Origin of the sequence: Erythrobacter sp. HI0063, assembly GCF_001635685.1 — a bacterium.
GTDB lineage: Bacteria > Pseudomonadota > Alphaproteobacteria > Sphingomonadales > Sphingomonadaceae > Qipengyuania.
The window spans coordinates 1-20,813 of the sequence record NZ_LWFF01000325.1 but is presented as its reverse complement, the minus strand read 5'-3'; the positions used below and the strand labels follow the sequence as shown (position 1 = coordinate 20,813).

Genomic DNA, 20,813 nt, shown 5'->3' with positions numbered 1-20,813 from the left:
GGGTTCGAACCAGACATAGCGGTTCTTGCCGTGTTTCTTGGCGTGATACATGGCGATGTCCGCCTTGTGCATCATTTCGTTCGGCCACTCGTCCATAGAGAGGCCCGGCGCGACGTCGCGGCACCCGACGATGCCGACCGACATGCTCGTCGCGATCGCGATATCGTCGCGCACGATCGGTTTGGCGACCGCTTCGATAAGCAGGGAGACCAGCCTTTCGACATCCTGGTTGGCGGAGCGATCATGGCTGAGAGCGATTGCGAATTCGTCACCACCAATGCGGGCAAGCAAAGCATCCGCCGGCAGGAGATCGCGCATCCGCTGCGCCGCCTGCCGCAGCACGTCGTCGCCAAAGGCATGGCCGTGCACGTCGTTGATCTGCTTGAAACCGTCGAGATCGACCAGAACGACCGCAACGCGGCGATCCTGCGTCTCGGCACGACGATGCAAATCGCTCATGGCGGGGGCGATACTGCGGCGGTTGTGACAGCCGGTGAGTGGGTCGAGAAGCGCCTCACGGCGCGCTTCGGCTTCGGAAAGGGTCCGATTTTTCAGTTCGTTCGACACCGTGTTGTAGCGCCGCCAACCAATCAGGATGATTGCGATGTTCAGAAGCATCGCGCTCGCCAGTGCCTTGTCCGGCGCATCGGTTAGCCCGCGCCAGGCGCTCAGCAATTGGGGGATTACGGTTCCGCCGATCGCGGCGAACAGCGTGACGGCGGCAAGCGCCACGCCAAGGCTGACGATCTCGCGCTTGGAACGGGAACGCGTTCCGTCGTGAACTGCATCATCGCGAAATGTTCCGGATCCAGGCGTCCGGCTGGGCTTTTCAGTCTGTGTGGGCATAGGCGCCGCTCGCTGCAAAATCTTGGCCGTATATTGCGCGATAGGTTGAAGAAGCGGTTAAGGCCGCCGGTTTCCGATGGCTTCCACAGGGTAGCGGGCGGCGCGGCAAGGCTCTATCGCGGGCCGGACCCCCGCACTTTCTTAAGGATCGACTGAACGATGGCGCGATACTGGCTGATGAAATCCGAACCCTTCAAATACAGCTGGGACGATCTGGTCGCGGAAGGGGAAGGGACGTGGGACGGCGTGCGCAACCACCGCGCCAAGAACAATCTCGCCGCGATGGAAGTTGGCGATCAGGCTTTCTTCTATCACTCGCGCGAAGGGCTGGAGATCGTCGGCATCTGCGAGGTGAGCGTGGCCGGGATCACCGATCCGACCGATCCGGAAGGCAAATGGGCTGCGGTTAAGGTCAAACCGAAAACCAAGCTGGAGAATCCCGTGACCCTTAAGGCGATCAAGGCAAATCCCGATCTTGCCGAGTGCGAGCTGGTCAGGCTTTCCCGCCTGTCGGTGGCCGAAATCACGGAGCGGGAATGGGGTATTATTCTGGAGATGGCAGGAGCTTAAAAAGCCCCCCCCGCCTTTTTTTATTAGGGAACCGTCTGAATTACCGGATGTTTATCTTACTATAGCGCGAAACGATTTCGTGCGGCGATAAGGAGACATCCCGTGGGCGAACTGACCGACAAGATCAAAGGCAATACCAACGAAGCCATCGGCAAGGGTAAGCAGGGCGTGGCGGATGCCACCGACAATGCATCGCTCGATGCGGAAGGCAAGAACCAGGAAACCAAGGGCAAGGCCCAGCAGTTCGAAGGTGAAGTCAAAGGCAAGCTCGGCGACGACATCTAAGTTGACGCAGTGCTTAATCGAAGGGCCGTTCTCCGTTAGGAGAGCGGCCCTTCGTCGTGTCAGGCCTGCTCAAGTGCAGATCGCAGCGCGCTGACGCTCAGACCGCTTGCCGATAGCTGCTCGATATCGATCAGGCAGTGGATCAGCCGCAGCCCGCTGCGGCCCTTGGCATCCGTCAGCGCCTGTTTGAACGTTTCGGTGGTTTCTACCCGAACCGACCAGGCGCCATAGGCTTCCGCCAATTTGGCGAAGTCCGGATTGGTGAGTTCGGTGGCCGAAATCCGGGCGGGAAACTCGCGCTCCTGATGCATGCGGATCGTGCCGTAGGTTCCATTGTCGACCACGATCACGAGCAGGTCGACGCCGTATTGCGCGGCGGTCGCCAATTCCTGTCCGTTCATCATGAAGTCGCCATCGCCGGCAACTGCCACGACCATGCGATCGGAGTGGCGGCGTGCGGCGGCGATGGCCGCGGGCACGCCGTAACCCATTGCGCCCGCAGTAGGGGCCAACTGAGTGGGAAATCCTTCGTAGCGCCAATAGCGATGCCACCAGCCGGAAAAGTTACCGGCCCCGTTGCAGATAATCGTATCGGCCGGATAGGTATCGCGCATGAACTGGACGCAGGCCGCCATGTCGAGCGCATGATCGCCGTCAGCACGGTCTGGATTCGCCGTGGCCCAGTCTTCCCATTCCGCGTGCGCCTCGGCCCCGGCATCGAAATCGAGCGCGTCGTCATCGGCCCAGAGCGCCGCGGCTTCCGAAAACTCCGCCGGATCGGCGCAGATCGCCAGATCGGCGGGATAGACGCGGTTCAATTCCTCCGGATCGGGATGGACGTGGATCAGCTTGCGATCCTTGTCGGTCAGCGGCGGCACCGTGTAACCGTCCGTCGTCGCCTCGCCCAGCCGCGCGCCCACCGTCAGGATCAGGTCGGCATCTTTCACGCGCGCGACGAGTTTCGGATTGGGCCCGTAACCGAGATTGCCGGCATAGACCCGGCTGGAAGGGCTGATTGCATCCTGACGGCGAAAGGCGGTGGCCGTGGGGATGCCCAGCCGTTCGGCGAAAAGCTGAAAGAACTCGCGCGCCTTCGCGTTCCAGCCCGCCCCGCCGATGATCGCGACGGGCGACGCCGCATCCTCGATCAGGGCGAACAGCGTCTGCATCGCATCGGGGCAGGGGGCCTGCGCGGGCCGCTCTACCGCGGGGCGCGGCAGGGCCGAGGCGGCATCGTGCAGCATGTCTTCGGGCAGCGCGAGCACCACGGGGCCGGGCCGCCCGGCCATCGCAGTCGCATAGGCGCGCGCGACATATTCGGGGATGCGCTCAGCATCGTCGATCCGCGCCGCCCATTTGCACGCCGGGCCGAAGAAGGCGGCGAAGTCGAGCTCCTGAAACCCTTCCCGATCGCGCATACCGCGCGCCACATCGCCCACGAACAGGATCATCGGCTGCGAATCCTGCATGGCGACATGGACGCCGATGCTGGCATTGGTCGCACCCGGACCGCGCGTGACGAAGCAGATCCCTGGCCGCCCAGTCATCGCGCCGTCGGCGCAAGCCATGAAGGCCGCGCCCCCTTCCTGGCGGCAGGTAACGACGTCGATCGCGGTCTGCCCATGCAGCGCGTCGAGCACGGGAAGGAAGCTTTCCCCTGGAACGGTGAAGATCCGGTCGCAGCGCTGTTCGATCAGGCAATCGACGAGCAGTCGTGCGGCGACGGGCGTGGGAGCGGGCGTTTCGGTCATGGTGCGGCGTTACCGCGCCCGTTCGGTGCAGGCAATCGCTGGCGCGGTCGCCACGGTTTGCCTGCCGGGTAAAGCGCGATCCGAGAGGGCTATCGTCCCGAAACGAGGCGGCCTTGCGATTTCGGGGAGCGGAATGGTTACGATCGCGTTAAGGTCGCATCATGAGACGCTCCCTTGTCCTGACCGATGAAGCCGCCCGGCACCCGTTCCGCGCCTCGCTTCCCCCGCATGTCCGCACCGAGGACGCCTCCGCGCATGACGAATCGATCTGGCGCGTCACCGCAAGCGATGTGCGCGGCGTCGCGACAGCCTATTTCGCCTGTCTCGCCGCGACCCTCGCGTTCATTTTCTGACTTAGATCAGGCGGGCAGTTCCGCCGCCCGCTCTGCGCGCACGAGCCTGCGCGCCAGCCAGCAGCTTATCAGGCACATGCCCGCGCTCATCAGCACCTGATCGGTGATGCCTATGCCGATGGCGGTCAGCCCCATCGCCAGCACGGCGCCGCCTACTATCGCTCCCGAATTGACGATATTGTTTGCCGCGATCGTGCGCGAGGCCTGTTCGGGCGCGACGCGCGTTGTCAGGAAGGCGTAGAGCGGGACGACGAACATGCCGCCCGCCACAGCGATCCCCAGCAATGCGGCCAGCAGGGGATAGGCCATCGGGACGGACAGGAATTGCGGCACGTCCAGAAGCGGACCTTCGGTGGGCACCGGCCAGATCCGCGCGACGAACCAGAACGCCACCACGAAACCCGCCATCACGATCACCGCAAAGGGGGCGAAGCGGGCCGACACCGTGCCTTTGAGCAGATGGTTCACGGCGACCGATCCGATCGCCACGCCGACGGAGAAGATCACCAGGAACAGGCTAGCCACTTCCTTGCTCGCCGAAATGACGTTCTTGGCGAGCGGCGGGAACTGGATGAAGAGCACCGCTCCAATCGTCCAGAAAAAGCTGATCGCAAGGATCGCGAAATAGATCTGGCGATCGTGCATCGTCTTGCGGATCAGCGCGATGGAGGATCGCAGGATGTGCCGATCGATGCGCTCGATCTCGCCCAAAGGCGGCGCGCTGGGCACCTGTCGTGCCGAGGCGTATCCGACCAGCGAGGTCACGATGATCAATCCCGCAGCCCATTCGACCGGGATCCAGCCCGCCAGGATCGTTCCGGCCAGGATCGCCACGTAAGTCCCTGCCTCCACCAGGCCGGTGCCTGCCAGCACTTCTTCCTTGCGCAGATGCTGGGGCAGGATCGCGTATTTGATGGGGCCGAGGAAGGTCGACTGAACCCCTGTCAGAAACAGCGCGAACAGCATCAGCACGATGGGAAACGTCGTGTCGATCGTTGTGAACCCTAGCGGTATCGACACCGGCAGATCGTATCCGCGCCAGGCGAGATAGAGCCCGCTCGCCCCAATCAGCATCAGTCCGATCTCGCAGAATTTCACGCGGCGGATGATCGCCGCCTTGTCGCGCATATCGGCCAATTGCCCCGCGAGCGCGGACAGGAGGAAGAAGGGAAGGATGAACAGGCCCGAAGCGACCGCACTGAACATCCCTTCCGCATCTGCGGAATCGTAGACCTGATAGACCACGAACAGGACCATCGCGGTCTTGTAGAGATTGTCGTTGAAAGCATTCAGCAGCTGGGTGCAGAACAGGGGCAGGAAGCGCCGCGTCCGCATCAGATGGGTTGTGATCGTCAAAATCTGTCCCCTGCCGCTCCGGTGCGGCTCCGCCCGCTCCCTAGAACACGCCGCGTCGCGCTTCAAAGCCCTTTAGGCGACGGAAATGACACAAGCGGGGCAAGACGCGGCTTTTGCTTCCCAGGACGAGGCGCTAGGGGAGGGACCGATGTTGAGCCTTCCCAATATCCTGACGCTCTCGCGCATTTTCGCGATTCCCTTGCTCGCCTGGTTCCTGTGGTGGCCGGACTGGGCGACGGGTTTTCTGGTGGCGTTCGGCCTTTACTGCCTGATGGGCATCACCGATTATTTCGACGGCTATCTGGCCCGCGCCAGCGGGGCGGTCTCGAAACTGGGCATCTTCCTCGATCCGATCGCGGACAAGATCATGGTCGCGGCGGTGATTCTGGTGCTGGCGGCCCAAGGCGTGCTGCGCGGGCCGTATGTGGGCGATGCGCATGTGATCGCGGGATTGATCATCCTCGTACGCGAAATCGCGGTATCGGGCCTGCGCGAATTTCTGGGCGGATTGCAGGTCTCGATGCCGGTCAGCCGCCTCGCCAAATGGAAGACGACCTTCCAGCTCGTGGCGCTGGGTTCGCTGATCCTCGGGCAGGGCCTGCCGGACTGGACCGTGATGCTGGGCGATCTGGAAGCGAACGTTCCGCACACCGTAGGGCTGGTGACGCTGTGGGCCGCAGCGGTGCTGACGCTGATTACCGGATGGGATTATTTGCGGGTCGGTTTGAAGCATATGGACTGAGGGTGTGGGGGTGGTGCGCGACTTCTGGTCTGGACCGCACGGGTGAAAAGATGATTTCGCTTCAGGTGTCTCGAACCCAAGAGTCCCGAGCAACACCATCTTTCCAGCGCACCTCGAGAATCCACACATCCATAAATGACGGGCAAAGGTGCCAATGGCTTAAATCAGCGTTCGGACCTTCGTTTTCGTCAGGACCGAGCAAATCAACCAATTCCTGTTTTGTCTTTCCTTCGATACCAACCCGCACGCGAAGGTCTGCGAGCATAGCGCATCGGGTGTCCCCCCAGTGGTCTGCAGACTTCCATTTCGGAGACTCGAACAGTCGAGGTAGTGCCTCGGTATAGGCACCTCCTTCAATGTAGAGAAGGGGCAGGACGATAAAGAGCCCGAGCATCAAACCACATCCTGCAAAACGCGTCCTGTTGCTCATTCCGTAAGTCACAGCTCGTAATTATCGGTAATCGGAGTTGTCCGCTACTAAACCCTGACTTTACGATTTCTCACCCCGCGCGCAATTCCTCGGCCAGCAGTTCGAAATCGCTGCGGCGGGGGGAATTCTTGCGCCAGATCAGGGCTATTTCGCGCGCGCCGTTGGCGCTTTCGAGCGGGCGGGCGACCACATTGGTGCCTTTGAGAATACCCGCATCGACCGCCATTTCGGGAATCATCGTCAGGCCGAGGCCGTTATCCACCAATTGCACCAGCGTGTGCAGGCTCGTCCCGATCATGGTGGCCGAACCGCGCAATTCCGGGCGGTTGCAGGCAGCGAGCGCGTGATCCTTTAGGCAGTGGCCGTCTTCCAGAAGCAGGAGCCGCCCGCCTGAACTCATCGCGTCGATTTCTTCGGCTGAGATGGTGGCGGGGGGATCCCGCGGATCGTCCTTCGGAAAGGCGACGAACAGCTTGTCGTCGGCGATATGCGCCTGTTCGACCTCGCCCGTCGCGAAGGGCAGGGCGAGGAGCACGCAATCGACGCGCCCGTGCTGCAAGGATTCGACCGCGTCCTGGCTGGTCTCTTCGCGCAGGAACAGTTCGAGATCGGGCCGCTCCTTGCGCAGGCGAGGCAGGAATCGGGGGAGCATAAAGGGCGCGATCGTGGGGATCACGCTCATGCGCAACTGGCCTGCAAGCGGTTTACCCGCAGCCTGCACCAGGTCCGAAAGCTCTTCCGCCTCGCGCAGAATGCGATGCGCCTTTTCCACCACCTGATTGCCCAGCGCCGTGAAGCGGACCACCCGGCGGCTGCGTTCCACCAGCGTCACGCCGAGCAGCGATTCGAGTTCGCGAATCCCCGCGCTCAATGTCGACTGCGATACGAAGCTCGCTTCCGCCGCGCGGCCGAAATGGCCGTGTTCATGCAGCGCCACGAGATATTGCAGCTGCTTGATGGTGGGGAGGTAGGTGCTCACCGCTTCGCGCTCACTCCGCTGCGTCTTCGGCCACCGGCTCGACATCGTCGGTGGCGGTATCGACGCGGGTCATCAGCAATCTGCCGTCTTTCACGGCAAAGGCCATTCGCCCTTCGACGAGTTCGAGCGCGTCCTTGCCGAAGACCTCGTAACGCCAGCCGTTGAGAATCGGCAGGTCGCGTGCCCCGGCGGCCAGCGCTTCCATCTCGTCAGAGCGTGTGAGCAGCCGCGAGGCCACGTCGATCTCGCGCGCGCGGATCTTGAGCAGCAGCTTGAGCAAATCCGCGACCAGTGCGCCTTCCTTGCCGAGCGGCGCGCCGCGCTTCGCCTTTTCGGGCATTTCGTCCTTGGGTAGCGGCTCGGCCTTTTCGAGCACCTTCATCAGCCTCTTGCCGATATCGTTGTCCTTCCAGGCGTTAGAAAGACCGCGCACCTTGGTGAGATCGCCTTGGCTCTTGGGCGGGTGGCTGGCGATGTCGGCCAGCGTCTCGTCGCGCATGATGCGGCCGCGCGGAATGTTCTTGTGCTGCGCCTCGCTCTCGCGCCACGCGGCGAGGGCTTTCAGCCGGCCCAGCACCTGCGCGTTGCGGCCAGGCGAGCGGATGCGGTGCCAGGCGGTGTCGGCATCGTTGGCGTAATTCGCAGGATCGGCCAGCTTCTCCATTTCCGCATCGAGCCAGGCACCGCGCCCGGTCTTGATGAGCTTTTTAAGAATGCGCGGGAAAATCTTGGCGAGATGGGTCACATCGCCGATCGCATATTCGATCTGGCGGTCGGTCAGCGGGCGGCGGCTCCAGTCGGTGAAGCGCGCGCCCTTGTCGACCGTGAAGCCGAGCCAGCTTTCGACCAGATTGGCATAGCCGATCTGTTCGGACTGGCTGATCGCCATCATCGCGATCTGGGTGTCGAAGATCGGTTGGGGCGTCTTGCCGGTAAAATTATAGACGATTTCGACGTCCTGCCCGCCCGCGTGGAAGATCTTGAGCACATCTTCGTTGTCGCAGAGCAGGTCCCACAGCGGCTGCAGATCGATCCCGTCGGCCAGCGGATCGACGGCGGCGGCTTCCTCCTCGTTCCCGATCTGCACCAGGCAGAGTTCGGGCCAATAGGTGTTCTCGCGCATGAATTCGGTGTCGACGCAGACGAAATCGCCCTGCGCCAGCCTTTCGCACAATTCGGCGAGCGGTTCGGTGGTGGTTATGAGGTCGTGGATTTTCATAAGTCTTTTCTGTCTGTCGGACGGAGTGCCGTCCGGCGGCGCACCTGCCTTGACAAAAAGGCAGGCTTGCCCTGTTAGCGCGCGCGTTTCCTGCTAGAGGGAGCGCAGCGCGGCCCGGCCGCGATCGGGGGCGATGCGGCCCCTAGCGCCATAGCACCGATTTTGGAAAGTTTTTCGATGCACGCCTATCGCACACACACCTGCGCCCAATTGACCAAGGACGATGTCGACCAGAGCGTCCGCCTGTCCGGCTGGGTCCACAACAAGCGCGATCATGGCGGCGTCCTGTTCGTCGATCTGCGCGACCATTACGGGATCACCCAGATCGTTGCCGACAGCGACAGCGAGGCGCTGCCGGTTCTCGAAAAGCTGAAGCTCGAATCCGTCGTGACCATCGATGGCACGGTGAAGGCGCGCGACGCAGCGGCTGTGAACGCCAATCTGCCGACCGGCGAGATCGAGGTCTTCGCCCGCTCCATCGAAGTGCAGAGCCGCGCATCGGACCTGCCGCTGATCGTCAATTCGGCGGAAGACTATCCCGAGGACATCCGCCTCAAATACCGCTTCGTCGATCTGCGGCGCGAGCGGGTGCATGCCAATATCATGCTGCGCAACCAGGTGATCCAGAGCCTGCGCCGCCGCATGACCGATCAGGGGTTCTCTGAATTCCAGACGCCGATCCTGGGCGCATCCAGCCCGGAAGGCGCGCGCGATTATCTGGTGCCCAGCCGCCTTCACGCCGGGCGCTTCTATGCGCTGCCGCAGGCGCCGCAGATGTTCAAGCAGCTGCTGATGGTCGCGGGCTTCGACCGTTATTTCCAGATCGCGCCCTGTTTCCGCGACGAGGATCTGCGCGCCGATCGCTCACCCGAATTCTACCAGCTCGACTTCGAAATGAGCTTCGTGACTCAGGAAGACGTTTTCAACACGATCGAGCCGGTGCTTGCAGGCGTGTTCGAGGAATTTTCCGGCGGCAAGAGCGTGACGCCCGCGGGCGAATTCCCGCGCATCCCCTACGCCGAAGCGATGCTGAAATACGGCAGCGACAAGCCCGATTTGCGCAACCCGCTGATCATCTCGGACGTCACCGAGCACTTCACCAGCTCGGGCTTCGGCCTGTTCGAAAAGATCGTCGGCGGCGGGGGCCGGGTGCGCGTGATCCCCGCGCCGAACACGCACGAGAAGAGCCGCAAGTTCTTCGACGAGATGAACGACTGGGCGCGCAAGGAAGGCTTTGCGGGCCTTGGCTACGTCACGCGCAAGCAGGGTGAGTTCGGCGGCCCGATCGCCAAGAACCACGGTACCGAAGGCATGGAGAAGCTCTATGCCGAGCTGGGCCTCGGCGAAAACGACGGGCTGTTCTTCGCCGCAGGCAAGGAAAAGGACGCCGCCAAGCTGGCCGGTGCCGCGCGCACGCGCGTTGCGGAAGAGCTGGGCCTGATCGAGGAAGGCTGCTTCAAGTTCTGCTGGATCGTCGATTTCCCGATGTTCGAGTGGGACGAAGACCTCAAGAAAGTCGATTTCAGTCACAACCCGTTCTCGATGCCGCAGGGCGAGATGGAAGCGCTGGAGACGCAGGATCCGCTCGATATCAAGGCGTGGCAGTACGACATCGTCTGCAACGGGTACGAGCTGAGTTCGGGCGCGATCCGGAACCACAAGCCGGAAATCATGTACAAGGCCTTCGCGCTGGCCGGCTATTCGCAGGAGGAGGTCGACGCGAACTTCTCCGGCATGATCGAAGCGTTCAAGCTGGGCGCGCCGCCGCATGGCGGCTCCGCGCCGGGGATCGACCGGATCGTGATGCTGTTGGCGGACGAGCCGAACATCCGCGAGGTCATCGCCTTCCCGATGAACCAGCGCGCGCAGGATCTGATGATGGGCGCGCCGAGCGTGGTGAGCCCCAAGCAGCTGCGCGAACTGAACATCCAATTGTCGCCCAAGGCGCGCGAGGCGACCGAAGCCGCGCGCAGCGGGGAGAGCACGGATATGAACACGAACGCCACCGTGCGCGACGAAGATCCGCAGGCCCAGGACGGCTGACGGACGGCCGCTGATAGATACCTGATACGAAAAGGGCGCGGAACTCGATCCGCGCCCTTTCTTTTTGAATTGCTGTCCGACGGTCAGTCGTACTGTTTCTCGATCATGTCGCCGAAGCGTTCGCCTTCGCTGATTTCGGCCAGGCACTGCTGGACGATCGCGCGCTCACCGGCTTCGAGATCGTCGCCTTCCAGCGCCTTTTCGAACTTGTCCTTGATGTAATCCTCGCCTTCTTCGACACGCTCGGCAGCGGCTTCGTCGCCATTCTCGAACAGGTCGGTAATATCGACCCACAGGCGATGCAGGCCGCCCGTGGCCGTGCCCTTGGTCACGAGTTCGTCGCCCTGGCGCTCGAGTTGGGCGTTCAGTACGCCGAGAGTCTGCTGGCGCTTCTCGAGCCGCTGCTGCAGGGCCTGCTTCAGCTGGGCGCTCTTGGCCTTTTCGTGCGCCTTGCGATAGCCTTCGACCGAATCGAAGGTGGTGTCGGCCAGGCTCTTGAATACGGTGGAAGTCATTGATTTGCGTCCCTTCACGAGGTTGGTAGTACGATACCAATGCGCGGGACGTCGCATCGGTTCTGCGCTTGGTCCGACAACGGGGCGAGATGCCCTTGCGCTGCGCCGCCCCGTTCACTAGGGCGAAAGCCAATTTTCAAACTCCCATTTTTCGAGAGGGAATAAAATGAGCGATACTGCCGAGCGCGTACAGAAGATCGTTGTCGAACATCTGGGCGTGGAAGCCGACAAGGTGACGCAGGATGCCAGCTTCATCGACGATCTGGGCGCCGACAGCCTCGACATCGTGGAACTGGTGATGGCCTTCGAAGAAGAATTCGGCGTGGAAATCCCCGACGATGCGGCCGAGAAGATCACCACCGTCGGCGACGCGACCAAGTATATCGAAGAGCACAAGGGCTGATCGCCCTTCTGGCTAACCCGCCCGTCATGGGCGGGATCGGACAGGCCCGAGCCCCTCGCCGGGCCGGGCCTGTTGCATTTTTCGGAGAGTTCCTATGCGCCGCGTCGTCGTAACCGGACTGGGCCTCGTCACCCCGTTGGGCGGCGATGTCGAAACCACCTGGACCAATCTTCTCGCCGGCGAAAGCGGGGCGGGGCCGATCACCCGTTTCGACACGACGGGCCAGAAATGCCTGATCGCCTGCGAGGTGAAGCCCAAGGATCACCCCTGGGGCTTCGATCCGGACAAGCGGGTGGATCACAAGGTCCAGCGCCAGGTCGATCCCTTCATCGTCTACGGCATCGACGCCGCAGGGCAGGCGATCGAGGATGCGGGCCTCGAAAATATGGACCAGGCGACCAAGGAACGCGCAGGCGTTTCGATCGGGTCGGGCATCGGCGGCCTTCCGGGTATCGAGAGCGAAAGCCTGGTCCTCGCCGAGCGCGGCCCCGGGCGCGTCAGCCCGCATTTCGTCCACGGCCGCCTGATCAATTTGATCGGCGGGCAGGTCTCGATCAAATACGGCCTGATGGGTCCGAACCACGCCGTCGTCACCGCCTGTTCGACCGGCGCGCACTCGATCGGCGACGCGGCGCGAATGATCGCGCTGGACGATGCCGACATCATGCTGGCGGGCGGGGCGGAATCCACCATCAACCCGCTCGGCGTGGCAGGCTTCGCGCAGGCGCGCGCGCTCAATATGAGCATGAACGACCGGCCGAAGGAAGCCAGCCGCCCCTATGACAAGGACCGCGACGGTTTCGTCATGGGCGAAGGCGCGGGCGTGGTGGTGCTCGAAGAATACGAGCACGCCAAGGCGCGCGGCGCGAAGATCTACGCCGAAGTGGTCGGGTATGGCCTGTCGGGCGATGCCTATCACGTCACGGCTCCGCACCCCGAAGGCAAGGGCGCGGAACTGGCGATGCGCATGGCGCTGAAGAAATCCGGGCTGGATGTCTGCGATATCGATTACGTCAACGCGCACGGCACTTCGACTATGGCGGACACGATCGAACTCGCCGCGGTCAAGCGCGTGATGGGCGACGATCTGTGCGGCGCTTCGATGAGCAGCACGAAATCCGCCATCGGCCACTTGCTCGGCGGTGCGGGCGCGGTGGAGGCGATCTTCTGTATGCTGGCCATCCGCGACCAGATCGTGCCGCCCACGCTCAATCTCGACAATCCGGACGAGGGGACCGAAGGCGTCGATCTCGTCCCCCACACCGCCAAGAAGCGCGAGGTGAACGCCGCGCTCAACAACAGCTTCGGTTTCGGCGGCACCAACGCTTCGCTGGTGGTCAAGAAGGTCGACTGACATGAAGCGGATCGGCCTGCTGGCGGGGAGCGTGGCCGTTCTGGTCGCGCTCATCGGTATCGTCTGGCTGGTGGCTGGTTGGTGGGGGACTTCGGAACTCGACGAGGATCGCGAATTCACCGTCGCCTCCGGCTCCACGCTGACGGCGGTCGCCGACAAGCTGGCGGCGGAAGGTGCGATAGATTCGGCGAACGGCTTTCTGCTGCGCGCCAAGCTGCTCGGCAGCGGCGATCCGGTGCAGGCGGGCGAATTCCTGCTGCCCGCAGGTACGAGCCCTGCGGGCATGCTCGACACGCTTCAGCATGGCCAGCCGATCCGCCGTTTCGTGACGATCCCCGAAGGCACGCCGTCGATCCTGGTGCATGAGCGCCTGATGGCGGAACCGCTTCTGACCGGCGAAATTCCGGTCCCGGTCGAAGGATCGATCCTTCCCGACACCTACGATTTCGAGCGCGGCGAACCGCGCGCAAAGGTGCTCGCGCGGATGCAGGCGGCGATGCAGAACTATCTCGCCGAAGCCTGGCCAAAGCGCGGGCCCGATATCGCGGTGGACACGATTCAGGAGGCGGTGACGCTTGCCTCGATCGTGGAAAAGGAAACCGGCGTCGCGAGAGAGCGGCGCATGGTGGCGGGGCTCTATTCCAATCGCCTGAAGGACGGGATGCTGCTGCAGGCCGATCCGACGATCATCTACCCGATCACGAAGGGCAAGCCTCTGGGCCGCCGCATCCGTCAGTCCGAAATCGCGGCGGTGAACGATTACAACACCTATTCGATGACGGGTCTGCCCAAGGCGCCGATCACCAATCCGGGGCGCGAAGCGATCGCCGCCGTGCTGAACCCCGCCAAGACCGATGCGCGTTACATGGTGGCGGACGGGACGGGCGGCCACGCTTTCGCCCAGACGCTCGACGAGCATAACCGCAACGTCGAAAAATGGTTCGCCCTGCGCCGCGAACGGGGCGAGATGTGAGCGATGCGCCCCTGATCCTGACGGCGCAATTGCCGCCCGATCTCCATAGCTGGGCGACCGGTCTGCGCGACGAGCATTTCCCGCCCGAGCGCAACTATCTCGAAGCGCATGTCACACTGTTTCACGCAATCCCTGCACAATGCGAGCCGGAAGCGCGCAGCTTCCTCGCGCGTCTGGTGGGCGAGGTGGCTCCGGTGCCCGCGCGGCTGGAAGGGTTGATGTCGCTGGGCGGTGGGACCGCGCTCAAGCTGTCGAGCCCCGACATGCTCAGCCTGCGCGATCATATCGCCGACCATTTCCACGGCATGTTGACCGCGCAGGACCAGCATCGCCCCCGCCTGCATGTGACGATCCAGAACAAGGTCACATCGAAGGAAGCCAAGGTCCTGCAGGCGCAGATGGCGGGCACGGTGAACCCGCGTGATTTCGCCTTTCCCGGCCTCTCACTCTTCCATTACAAGGGCGGTCCGTGGGAGCTGGTGCGCAGCTTCACCTTTCGCGGCTGAGCCGCGTAGTTCGGTCTCTTTTTCCCGGTTGACCGAATCCGGCCATCGCCCTAAACGCGCCGCCTGCCCGGGGTCGGATAGGCTCACCGGGCACCCTTATCGCACACCCACTTTCTTGCGGTGTGCGCCGATGGGGCGGAGTAGCTCAGGTGGTTAGAGCAGCGGAATCATAATCCGCGTGTCGGGGGTTCGAGTCCCTCCTCCGCTACCAGGAAATAGCGTCCGTATAGGTTCGCTTGTGTCCGTATGCGTCCGGATTTTCGACCCAAATCCCTGATTTCGATAGCTGATGTGCTACCACGCCAGTCCGCTTGTGTCCGTATGCGTCCGCATGTGTTCGCTTGAAGCCGGAGGCTTTGTGGGGGTATTTTGGGGGTATTTCCCGCTGTGGGTGAGTTAGGTGATACCCCCACCCGCGAATGCGAGCCGAAGGATAGATTTTGACGCTAGGACAACGGCTTGTTCAAGACATTTCATGGCGAAATACATCGCAGAGGTCCCGGTCAAACGGTGGAGTTCGAGTCCCGCGTGAGGATTCGAACGGAAATGACCGACGTGGGGCAGGGGAGGCACTACCTTTTCACTCCTGAGATGACCGCTTTGCGCCCTCATAGCGGCCATAAAGTCAGGCGAGGACACGCCTGAAAGCTGCCGTTCCAAAGTTTCGTCTGATTGAGGAAAATAAGCCTTCAATCGCAATAGGTCGAAAAATTTTCTTCGCGATGCGTCTTGGTCGCTGAAGTGAGGCGCATGAAATCCTCGTTAAGTTCGGCTTTGCCGTATCGTGACCGTGCACGAATTAAGTTGCTCCTTCATTATGACTTTCGGATGAGCACCACCCCAGCAATCACAAGCGCGCCGCCAGCCAGAAGCCAGGATTGATCGACAAGCAACGCGCTAGCTATGATCAATGCGGCAGCTAGAGGGCCTTTCAAGGACTGACGCTCATTGCGAAGTCCAGCGAGCTGCTCGATACTGAGCGGATCGAGCTGAACCGGCACATATCCTGACTTTGCGATCGAGTTCGCAGTGGCAAGTATGTCGGGCAAGGACGCCGACAACCCCAGCAGCTGACCGCGAAGTCTCTTCAAACCCGACCGAGCGCTGCCGAGCGAGAACCGCTCGGCGAGAAGCTCCGTCATGATCGGCCGGGTCTCTTCGGCGATGTTGTAGTCCGGTGCCAGCGATCGGACGAAGCCCTCTGCAGTCAACAAGGTACGCAGAAGAATGGCCAGATCAGGTGGCAGAACCAGTCGATAATCCCGCAACAGATCGAAAACGCGGGAAAAAATCTGCGAGAACTCGATGCCAGATAGCACGGTCCCCCTGAACTCTCCAATCAACTGATCCAGATCCACCGCGAGCGCATCGCGATCCACCTTCGGCTCCCCCGCCCATGCGAGCAGGACATCCGCGACATCGCTGGTTTCCTCACCAGCAATCGCAAGCACGAGGCGGACGATCTCGTCGCGCCTGGCCTTGGTGAGCGTCCCGACCGATCCGAAGTCGATGAAGCCGACATCCTGCTCGCCGATCAGGAAAACATTGCCGGGATGAGGGTCGCCGTGGAATTCGCCGTTCAGAATGATCATGCGCAGGACTGCGTTGGCATAGCACTTGGCGAACGCCGCCACCTCCGGATCGCCCGATGAGGCGCCCAGCGAAGACGCGGGCCTGCCGTACAGGCGTTCCTGAACGTTCACCCGCAGCCCGGTCAGTTCCCAATGGATGGCCGGGGTCCTGACGCCGATGGTTTCGAGATATGCGCCGATCCGCTCGCAGGCTCGGGATTCCGCAGCGAGGTCCATCTCCCAGGCAAGATTGCGGCCGAAGGTCCGCAGAAACTCGACTGGCCGGTAACGCGCGATGTCAGGCGAGCGTGCTTCCGCGATCTCGGCAAGACGCACAAGCAGGCGCACATCGGCTTCCATGCGCGCGGCGGTGCCCGGGCGGCGAACTTTCACGATGACCTCGCTACCGTCCCGTAGCTTGGCGGAATAGGTCTGTGCAATCGAGGCGGACGCCAGAGGCTGTTCGTCGAACTGCGCAAAGTCGTTCCGCCAGTCCTCACCCCAGCTTGAAGCAAGTACGGGCTCGATATCTGCGAAGCGCACCGGCGACACCTGATCGTGCAGGGTTGAGAATGCAGTGATCCAGTGTTCGGTAAACAGATCGCTTCGGGTGGCGAGGAGCTGCCCCAGCTTTATGCCGACTGGCCCGATGTCACGGAGGAACGCGACAACTGCGGCCGGACGAAATTCGCGAGGATCGATGACATTGCTCGAAGAGGGAATAAATCCGAGGGCTCCGGCGAGAGTCTTCGCACCGTGCCTCATTAAGATTCGGCCAATCTCCGCGGCGCGAGCGATGCTGCTGATAGGCTTTTCCGGGGGCGATGCCATGATATTACTCAGCCTCGGCCCGGAGTTGGTCCAGATTTTCCGATACCCTTGCAAGAATCTGCTGCAACGTTTGCTTCTCGTCGGCGGCAATGTCGCGCCAAAGCAGATCATGAAGCCTATCCGCGGAGCCTCTCAGTTCGGGCAGCAGATCGTCAAGCTGCTCCGTGAGGATGAGCTGCCACGCTCGCCGATCCGTCTCAGCTCGAAGCCTTTTCATCAGCCCGCGTGCGCAAAGACCTGCAACCGCCTGGCCGATGGTCGCCGATTCCAGTTCCAGTTTCTTGGCGATTTCAGCCTGCGTAAGGGCAGGATCGCGAAGAAGTTGTCCGATGATCCTCCACTGTGTCTGATTGAGACCGATCCTGGCGACCCTCGCATCGTACACTCTGCGCGCGCCGCGACTGATCTCGTCCATAAGATAGAGAATGCGGTCATCATCGGTGATGACCTTCTGCCGACGCTGAGACCGTGACATGGTATCTGGTTTTTCATCCATAGCGCTGTGTAGTCGGATAGCCTCGGATGCCCAAATGCAAACTGCTAAATGCCTTTACTATCTGTCTCACGGCTCATAGGGCGCGAGACGCGTTCACCTTTTACTGAGGCTGCCGAAAGAGTCAGATGACCGATAACTCCAACCAACCGGAGCAGGAGGGCACAACCCCAACGAAACCGCAATCGCGGCGTAGCTTGCGCATCGTGCTAATCATCGTTGGTCTTGCCGTGCTGCTTGGCGGGATCTGGTGGTACTACCGGCACGTAACCTACGGACAGTACATGCAGTCGACCGATAACGCCTATGTCGCTGCCGACAGCGTCGTTATCTCTTCCAAGGTAGCGGGATACGTCGAAGAGGTCTTCGTAGGGGAGAACGAGCAAGTAGCTCGCGGCGGAGCCCTCGTACAACTGGATCTGCGGGATTATCAGGCGCAAGCGCAGCAGGCGCGCGCACAGATCGCTGCGACCCTGGCCGGTGCCGACACAATCCGTTCTCAGGTATCCGAACAGGATGCAGCCATTCGCCAGGCGCGGGCCCAACTCGCCGCCGCGAGCGCGGCACTGGACCTCGCGAACGACCAGGTGGCGCGATATCGGCCCCTTGCAGCGACAGGAGCCGAACCGCGGGAAAAGCTAGACCAGTATGAGGCGCAGGCGCGGCAGGCGCGGGCCGAATTCGCCGCTGCGCAGGCGGCGGTGGCTGCCGCGACCGCTCGCCGGGGGACCCTGTTCGAGCAGATCAGCCAGACCCAGGCGCAGGCGGACGCTGCTCGCGCTCAGCTGGAAACAGCCGACCTTACGGTTGAATCGACCTTGCTGCGCGCCAGCAAGGCCGGCCGCGTCGGCGATCTCTCGGTCAGGGTGGGCCAGTTCGTGCAACCGGGTCAACGTTTGATGACGGTGGTTCCGGTGAGCGCGATCTACGTGACCGCGAACTTCAAAGAAACGCAGGTCGGCCTCATCCGGGCCGGCCAGAGCGTCAGGCTCGAAGTTGACGCCCTGCCAGACCTTGAGATCGCGGGACGAGTGGACAGCATATCGCCGGGAACGGGCGCGGAATTTTCCATCCTCCCCCCCGAAAATGCCACCGGCAACTTTACCAAGATCGTTCAACGGATACCCGTCCGCATCGCTATCGATGCTCCCCCTGAAGTGCGGCGTCTGCTCGTTCCCGGCATGTCGGTAGTGGCTACGGTCGACACTCGGAATGCTGCCGGCGAATTGGAAGAGATCTCGAGTCGGACTCAATGACCGAGATACTGGCAGCGCAGGACACTTCGATCGGGCCGGCCGGGAGCCGAAAGAACGCAGACGTTACTGCCTGGGTCGCTGTGGCCGCGGGCGCGCTTGGCGCCATGCTCGCGACGCTGGACATATCAATCGTCAATTCCGCACTCCCCGTCATTCAGGGCGAGATCGGTGCCACAGGCGCCGAAGGCACCTGGATTGCTACGTCATTTCTCGTTGCTGAGATTGTCGTCATTCCGCTGAGCGCTTGGCTGGAACGGCTGTTCGGTCTGCGAACCCTCCTCATCATCGCGGTCAGCGCGTTCACCGCCTTTTCGGTGCTGTGCGGGATTGCAACCGACCTTACGACAATGATCATCGGCCGCACGGGTCAGGGCTTCACGGGCGGCGTGCTCATTCCGACGGCAATGACCATCGTGGCCAAAAGGCTGCCGCCACATCAGCAGCCCATCGGAATGGCCCTGTTCGGCATGACAGTGATCCTCGGCCCCGTGATGGGGCCTTTGATCGGGGGTTGGCTGACCGAGAATCTGAGCTGGCACTATGCCTTCTTTGTCAATGTGCCGGTCTGCGGCCTGCTGCTGCTCCTGCTGTTCGTTGGCTTGCCCCACGAAAAGCCAAAGTGGGATTATCTCACTGACGCGGATTGGGCGGGCATTGTCGGGCTCATCTTGGGGCTGGGCGGACTTACGGTCGTCCTTGAGGAGGGCCACCGCGAGGAATGGTTTGAATCCTCTCTCATTCGCTGGCTCACAATCATCACAGTCGTCGGATTTGCCTCGCTGATCTACGGACAGGTGAAGGCACGCAAGCCAGTCTTGAAGTTGCAGCTCTTGTTCAATCGACAGTTCGCCAGCGTCGCGATCATGGCGCTCGCCCTGGGTATGGTGATGTATGGTTCGACCTACGTCATCCCGCAGTTCCTCGCGATCATTTCTGATTATAACGCGCTTCAGACCGGGCTGGTGATCTTCTGGATGGGCGTCCCGGCCTTCCTGTTGATGCCTGTGCTTCCCTTGATGATCCGGAAGATCGACATTCGCATCGCCGTCGGCGCCGGCATGTTGCTGATGGCGGTCAGCTGCTTTGTCAGCACCAGCCTTACAGCAGAATCCGGTGGTGCCGTTTTTACCGAGAGCCAGCTCTTGCGCGGTGTCGGCATGATCTTGTCGATGATGTTCCTGAATCAGGCGACGGTGGCTTCGGTCGCCAAGGAGGATGCCGGCGACGCCTCGGGAATTTTCAACGCGGCGCGCAATCTCGGTGGCTCTTTCGCTCTTTCGGCTCTGGCATCGTTCCAAGACCAGCGGATCTGGCATCATAGCCGGCGGATGGAAGAGACCCTGAATGCGAACAGCGTTTCGCTACAGGACTATCTCGACGGGCTGGCGCGAAACTTCGGCGGCATGGAGGGGGCGATGGCCGTCTTGAGCCGCACCCTGCAACGCGAGGCGTTCATAATGACCTACAATGACGTGTTCCTGGTTATGGGGATTCTGACCCTCGCGACGGTTCCGCTGGTCCTCTTCCTGAGGCCGCTTCCAAAAAATGTCTCCCTTTCGATGCACTGAGCCCTATATGATGCGCCGTTCGATACCATCGCTTCTCCTCATCGCCTTGCTGGCTGGCTGTACGGCTGGGCCGGACTACGCAGGCCCTCCGGAAATATTGTCGGCGGATACCGGCCATCGGTTTGTCCGCGCTGGCGAGGATGTGGGCGTCATGGACCCGGCCCTTGCCGAATGGTGGGTGCTGCTCGACGATCCTGAACTGACCCGGCTGGTCGAAACTGCGTTGTCCGAAAATCCGTCGCTCCAGGCAGCGCAGGCGCGCATCGCGCAGGCCCGGGCATCGGTCAGGCAGGATCGGGCCGGCAGAATGCCGACACTCGGAACCCAGGCCACCACTATTCAGGGTCAGCTTCCCGGCCTTGAAATTCAGGAGGGGGCACCCCCGTCCTCACAGCAACCCGATCCGGAGGCGGGAAGCGACGATGCCCTCAGCTTTTACAATGTTGGTCTCAATGCCAACTGGGAGCTGGAGTTCGCGGGCGGCTCCCGGAGGCGTATCGAGGCCGGCAACGCGCAGGCTGCGGCAACGGTCGCCAATGCGGAGGACGCAAAGGTTCAGCTGACCGCCGAAGTTGCCAATAACTACGTCAACTTGCGGGAGGCCCAGTTCCGCGCCGACCAATACCGGACGCAGATCAAGCTGCAGGAAGAAGTCCTGGCCCTAACTTATCAGCGGTATCAGCAAGGCGCGCTGCCGCTGTTCCCGGTGGGCAATGCGAACGCGGAGCTGGAGGTGCTCAAATCCCAATTCGCCGAGGCGGAGGCCGAT

General features: G+C 62.1%; 21 protein-coding genes and 1 tRNA gene. 13 read left to right on the top strand and 9 right to left on the bottom strand.

Annotation, left to right across the window (positions count from 1 at the left end):
* A partial coding sequence (locus A3736_RS13615; RefSeq protein WP_156502129.1) for a GGDEF domain-containing protein occupies positions 1 to 846 on the bottom strand: 846 nt, incomplete at its 3' end.
* Between the two features lie 159 nt (positions 847 to 1,005).
* On the opposite strand from A3736_RS13615, the gene A3736_RS13610 reads away from it, so the two are divergent.
* Positions 1,006 to 1,416, top strand: a complete 411-nt coding sequence (locus A3736_RS13610; protein WP_067684015.1) for an EVE domain-containing protein — start codon at positions 1,006 to 1,008, stop codon at positions 1,414 to 1,416.
* Between the two features lie 102 nt (positions 1,417 to 1,518).
* The gene (locus A3736_RS13605; RefSeq protein ID WP_067684013.1) at positions 1,519 to 1,701 is read left to right on the top strand and encodes a CsbD family protein; all 183 of its coding nucleotides are present in this window, start codon (positions 1,519 to 1,521) and stop codon (positions 1,699 to 1,701) included.
* A gap of 59 nt (positions 1,702 to 1,760) precedes the next feature.
* On the opposite strand, the gene A3736_RS13600 is transcribed toward A3736_RS13605, so the two are convergent.
* The gene (locus A3736_RS13600; RefSeq protein WP_067684011.1) at positions 1,761 to 3,452 is read right to left on the bottom strand and encodes a thiamine pyrophosphate-binding protein; all 1,692 of its coding nucleotides are present in this window, start codon (positions 3,450 to 3,452) and stop codon (positions 1,761 to 1,763) included.
* Positions 3,453 to 3,613: 161 nt separating this feature from the next.
* On the opposite strand from A3736_RS13600, the gene A3736_RS13595 reads away from it, so the two are divergent.
* On the top strand, positions 3,614 to 3,805 hold the full coding sequence (locus A3736_RS13595) for a hypothetical protein (protein ID WP_067684008.1): 192 nt from the start codon (positions 3,614 to 3,616) through the stop codon (positions 3,803 to 3,805).
* A 6-nt stretch (positions 3,806 to 3,811) separates the two neighbouring features.
* On the opposite strand, the gene A3736_RS13590 is transcribed toward A3736_RS13595, so the two are convergent.
* The gene (locus A3736_RS13590) at positions 3,812 to 5,161 is read right to left on the bottom strand and encodes an MFS transporter (RefSeq protein WP_067684005.1); all 1,350 of its coding nucleotides are present in this window, start codon (positions 5,159 to 5,161) and stop codon (positions 3,812 to 3,814) included.
* A 148-nt stretch (positions 5,162 to 5,309) separates the two neighbouring features.
* Here A3736_RS13590 and pgsA point away from each other — a divergent pair, with 148 nt between their 5' ends.
* Complete coding sequence (pgsA, locus tag A3736_RS13585; protein ID WP_067684003.1) at positions 5,310 to 5,903, top strand: CDP-diacylglycerol--glycerol-3-phosphate 3-phosphatidyltransferase; 594 nt, start codon at positions 5,310 to 5,312, stop codon at positions 5,901 to 5,903.
* A gap of 61 nt (positions 5,904 to 5,964) precedes the next feature.
* Here pgsA and A3736_RS13580 read toward each other — a convergent pair whose 3' ends face one another.
* From A3736_RS13580 to rnd, 3 genes are all read right to left on the bottom strand, one after another.
* Positions 5,965 to 6,297 carry a hypothetical protein gene (locus tag A3736_RS13580; RefSeq protein WP_067684000.1) on the bottom strand — a complete coding sequence of 111 codons (333 nt, stop codon included), beginning with the start codon at positions 6,295 to 6,297 and terminating at the stop codon, positions 5,965 to 5,967.
* A 106-nt stretch (positions 6,298 to 6,403) separates the two neighbouring features.
* Positions 6,404 to 7,312 carry a LysR substrate-binding domain-containing protein gene (locus tag A3736_RS13575; RefSeq protein WP_067684018.1) on the bottom strand — a complete coding sequence of 303 codons (909 nt, stop codon included), beginning with the start codon at positions 7,310 to 7,312 and terminating at the stop codon, positions 6,404 to 6,406.
* 10 nt (positions 7,313 to 7,322) lie between these two features.
* On the bottom strand, positions 7,323 to 8,531 hold the full coding sequence (gene rnd, locus A3736_RS13570) for a ribonuclease D (RefSeq protein WP_067683997.1): 1,209 nt from the start codon (positions 8,529 to 8,531) through the stop codon (positions 7,323 to 7,325).
* Between the two features lie 177 nt (positions 8,532 to 8,708).
* On the opposite strand from rnd, the gene aspS reads away from it, so the two are divergent.
* Positions 8,709 to 10,574, top strand: coding sequence for an aspartate--tRNA ligase (aspS, locus tag A3736_RS13565; protein WP_067683992.1), 1,866 nt, complete (start codon positions 8,709 to 8,711; stop codon positions 10,572 to 10,574).
* 83 nt (positions 10,575 to 10,657) lie between these two features.
* On the opposite strand, the gene A3736_RS13560 is transcribed toward aspS, so the two are convergent.
* On the bottom strand, positions 10,658 to 11,089 hold the full coding sequence (locus tag A3736_RS13560) for a PA2169 family four-helix-bundle protein (RefSeq protein ID WP_067683989.1): 432 nt from the start codon (positions 11,087 to 11,089) through the stop codon (positions 10,658 to 10,660).
* A gap of 166 nt (positions 11,090 to 11,255) precedes the next feature.
* Here A3736_RS13560 and A3736_RS13555 point away from each other — a divergent pair, with 166 nt between their 5' ends.
* The 5 genes from A3736_RS13555 to A3736_RS13535 all read left to right on the top strand — a co-directional run bounded on the left by A3736_RS13555 (position 11,256) and on the right by A3736_RS13535 (position 14,536).
* A complete protein-coding gene (locus tag A3736_RS13555; RefSeq protein WP_067683987.1) occupies positions 11,256 to 11,492 on the top strand; it encodes an acyl carrier protein in 237 nt (78 codons plus the stop codon).
* A 94-nt stretch (positions 11,493 to 11,586) separates the two neighbouring features.
* Positions 11,587 to 12,846 (top strand): beta-ketoacyl-ACP synthase II, encoded by a 1,260-nt coding sequence (fabF, locus tag A3736_RS13550; protein WP_067683985.1) that lies wholly within the window; start codon positions 11,587 to 11,589, stop codon positions 12,844 to 12,846.
* Position 12,847: 1 nt separating this feature from the next.
* Positions 12,848 to 13,819, top strand: coding sequence for an endolytic transglycosylase MltG (gene mltG / locus A3736_RS13545; RefSeq protein ID WP_067683982.1), 972 nt, complete (start codon positions 12,848 to 12,850; stop codon positions 13,817 to 13,819).
* Complete coding sequence (locus tag A3736_RS13540) at positions 13,816 to 14,325, top strand: 2'-5' RNA ligase family protein (protein WP_233999389.1); 510 nt, start codon at positions 13,816 to 13,818, stop codon at positions 14,323 to 14,325. Before mltG ends, A3736_RS13540 begins: the two co-directional genes overlap by 4 nt.
* Positions 14,326 to 14,459: 134 nt before the next feature.
* Positions 14,460 to 14,536: transfer RNA gene (locus A3736_RS13535), tRNA-Met, on the top strand.
* A gap of 604 nt (positions 14,537 to 15,140) precedes the next feature.
* Here the strand turns inward: A3736_RS13535 and A3736_RS13530 are convergent.
* Both A3736_RS13530 and A3736_RS13525 read right to left on the bottom strand, forming a co-directional pair.
* Positions 15,141 to 16,727, bottom strand: coding sequence for an AarF/ABC1/UbiB kinase family protein (locus tag A3736_RS13530; protein WP_038283222.1), 1,587 nt, complete (start codon positions 16,725 to 16,727; stop codon positions 15,141 to 15,143).
* A gap of 4 nt (positions 16,728 to 16,731) precedes the next feature.
* Complete coding sequence (locus tag A3736_RS13525; protein WP_052242797.1) at positions 16,732 to 17,223, bottom strand: MarR family winged helix-turn-helix transcriptional regulator; 492 nt, start codon at positions 17,221 to 17,223, stop codon at positions 16,732 to 16,734.
* A 125-nt stretch (positions 17,224 to 17,348) separates the two neighbouring features.
* Here A3736_RS13525 and A3736_RS13520 point away from each other — a divergent pair, with 125 nt between their 5' ends.
* The 3 genes from A3736_RS13520 to A3736_RS13510 form a co-directional block, all read left to right on the top strand.
* Positions 17,349 to 18,476, top strand: coding sequence for an HlyD family secretion protein (locus A3736_RS13520; RefSeq protein WP_039338698.1), 1,128 nt, complete (start codon positions 17,349 to 17,351; stop codon positions 18,474 to 18,476).
* Positions 18,473 to 20,044 carry an MDR family MFS transporter gene (locus A3736_RS13515; RefSeq protein ID WP_051051489.1) on the top strand — a complete coding sequence of 524 codons (1,572 nt, stop codon included), beginning with the start codon at positions 18,473 to 18,475 and terminating at the stop codon, positions 20,042 to 20,044. The genes A3736_RS13520 and A3736_RS13515 overlap by 4 nt, the downstream gene beginning before the upstream one ends.
* Positions 20,045 to 20,195: 151 nt before the next feature.
* A partial coding sequence (locus A3736_RS13510) for a TolC family protein (protein ID WP_197465609.1) occupies positions 20,196 to 20,813 on the top strand: 618 nt, incomplete at its 3' end.

What these genes read in the sequence shown, in the direction of transcription:
- A3736_RS13610 (WP_067684015.1), top strand. Translation starts at nt 1,006, where the DNA reads ATGGCGCGATACTGGCTGATGAAATCCGAACCCTTCAAATACAGCTGG.
- A3736_RS13600 (WP_067684011.1), bottom strand. Translation starts at nt 3,452, where the DNA reads ATGACCGAAACGCCCGCTCCCACGCCCGTCGCCGCACGACTGCTCGTC.
- A3736_RS13595 (WP_067684008.1), top strand. Translation starts at nt 3,614, where the DNA reads ATGAGACGCTCCCTTGTCCTGACCGATGAAGCCGCCCGGCACCCGTTC.
- pgsA (WP_067684003.1), top strand. Translation starts at nt 5,310, where the DNA reads ATGTTGAGCCTTCCCAATATCCTGACGCTCTCGCGCATTTTCGCGATT.
- A3736_RS13580 (WP_067684000.1), bottom strand. Translation starts at nt 6,297, where the DNA reads ATGCTCGGGCTCTTTATCGTCCTGCCCCTTCTCTACATTGAAGGAGGT.
- rnd (WP_067683997.1), bottom strand. Translation starts at nt 8,531, where the DNA reads ATGAAAATCCACGACCTCATAACCACCACCGAACCGCTCGCCGAATTG.
- aspS (WP_067683992.1), top strand. Translation starts at nt 8,709, where the DNA reads ATGCACGCCTATCGCACACACACCTGCGCCCAATTGACCAAGGACGAT.
- A3736_RS13560 (WP_067683989.1), bottom strand. Translation starts at nt 11,089, where the DNA reads ATGACTTCCACCGTATTCAAGAGCCTGGCCGACACCACCTTCGATTCG.
- A3736_RS13555 (WP_067683987.1), top strand. Translation starts at nt 11,256, where the DNA reads ATGAGCGATACTGCCGAGCGCGTACAGAAGATCGTTGTCGAACATCTG.
- fabF (WP_067683985.1), top strand. Translation starts at nt 11,587, where the DNA reads ATGCGCCGCGTCGTCGTAACCGGACTGGGCCTCGTCACCCCGTTGGGC.
- mltG (WP_067683982.1), top strand. Translation starts at nt 12,848, where the DNA reads ATGAAGCGGATCGGCCTGCTGGCGGGGAGCGTGGCCGTTCTGGTCGCG.
- A3736_RS13530 (WP_038283222.1), bottom strand. Translation starts at nt 16,727, where the DNA reads ATGGCATCGCCCCCGGAAAAGCCTATCAGCAGCATCGCTCGCGCCGCG.
- A3736_RS13525 (WP_052242797.1), bottom strand. Translation starts at nt 17,223, where the DNA reads ATGGATGAAAAACCAGATACCATGTCACGGTCTCAGCGTCGGCAGAAG.
- A3736_RS13520 (WP_039338698.1), top strand. Translation starts at nt 17,349, where the DNA reads ATGACCGATAACTCCAACCAACCGGAGCAGGAGGGCACAACCCCAACG.
- A3736_RS13515 (WP_051051489.1), top strand. Translation starts at nt 18,473, where the DNA reads ATGACCGAGATACTGGCAGCGCAGGACACTTCGATCGGGCCGGCCGGG.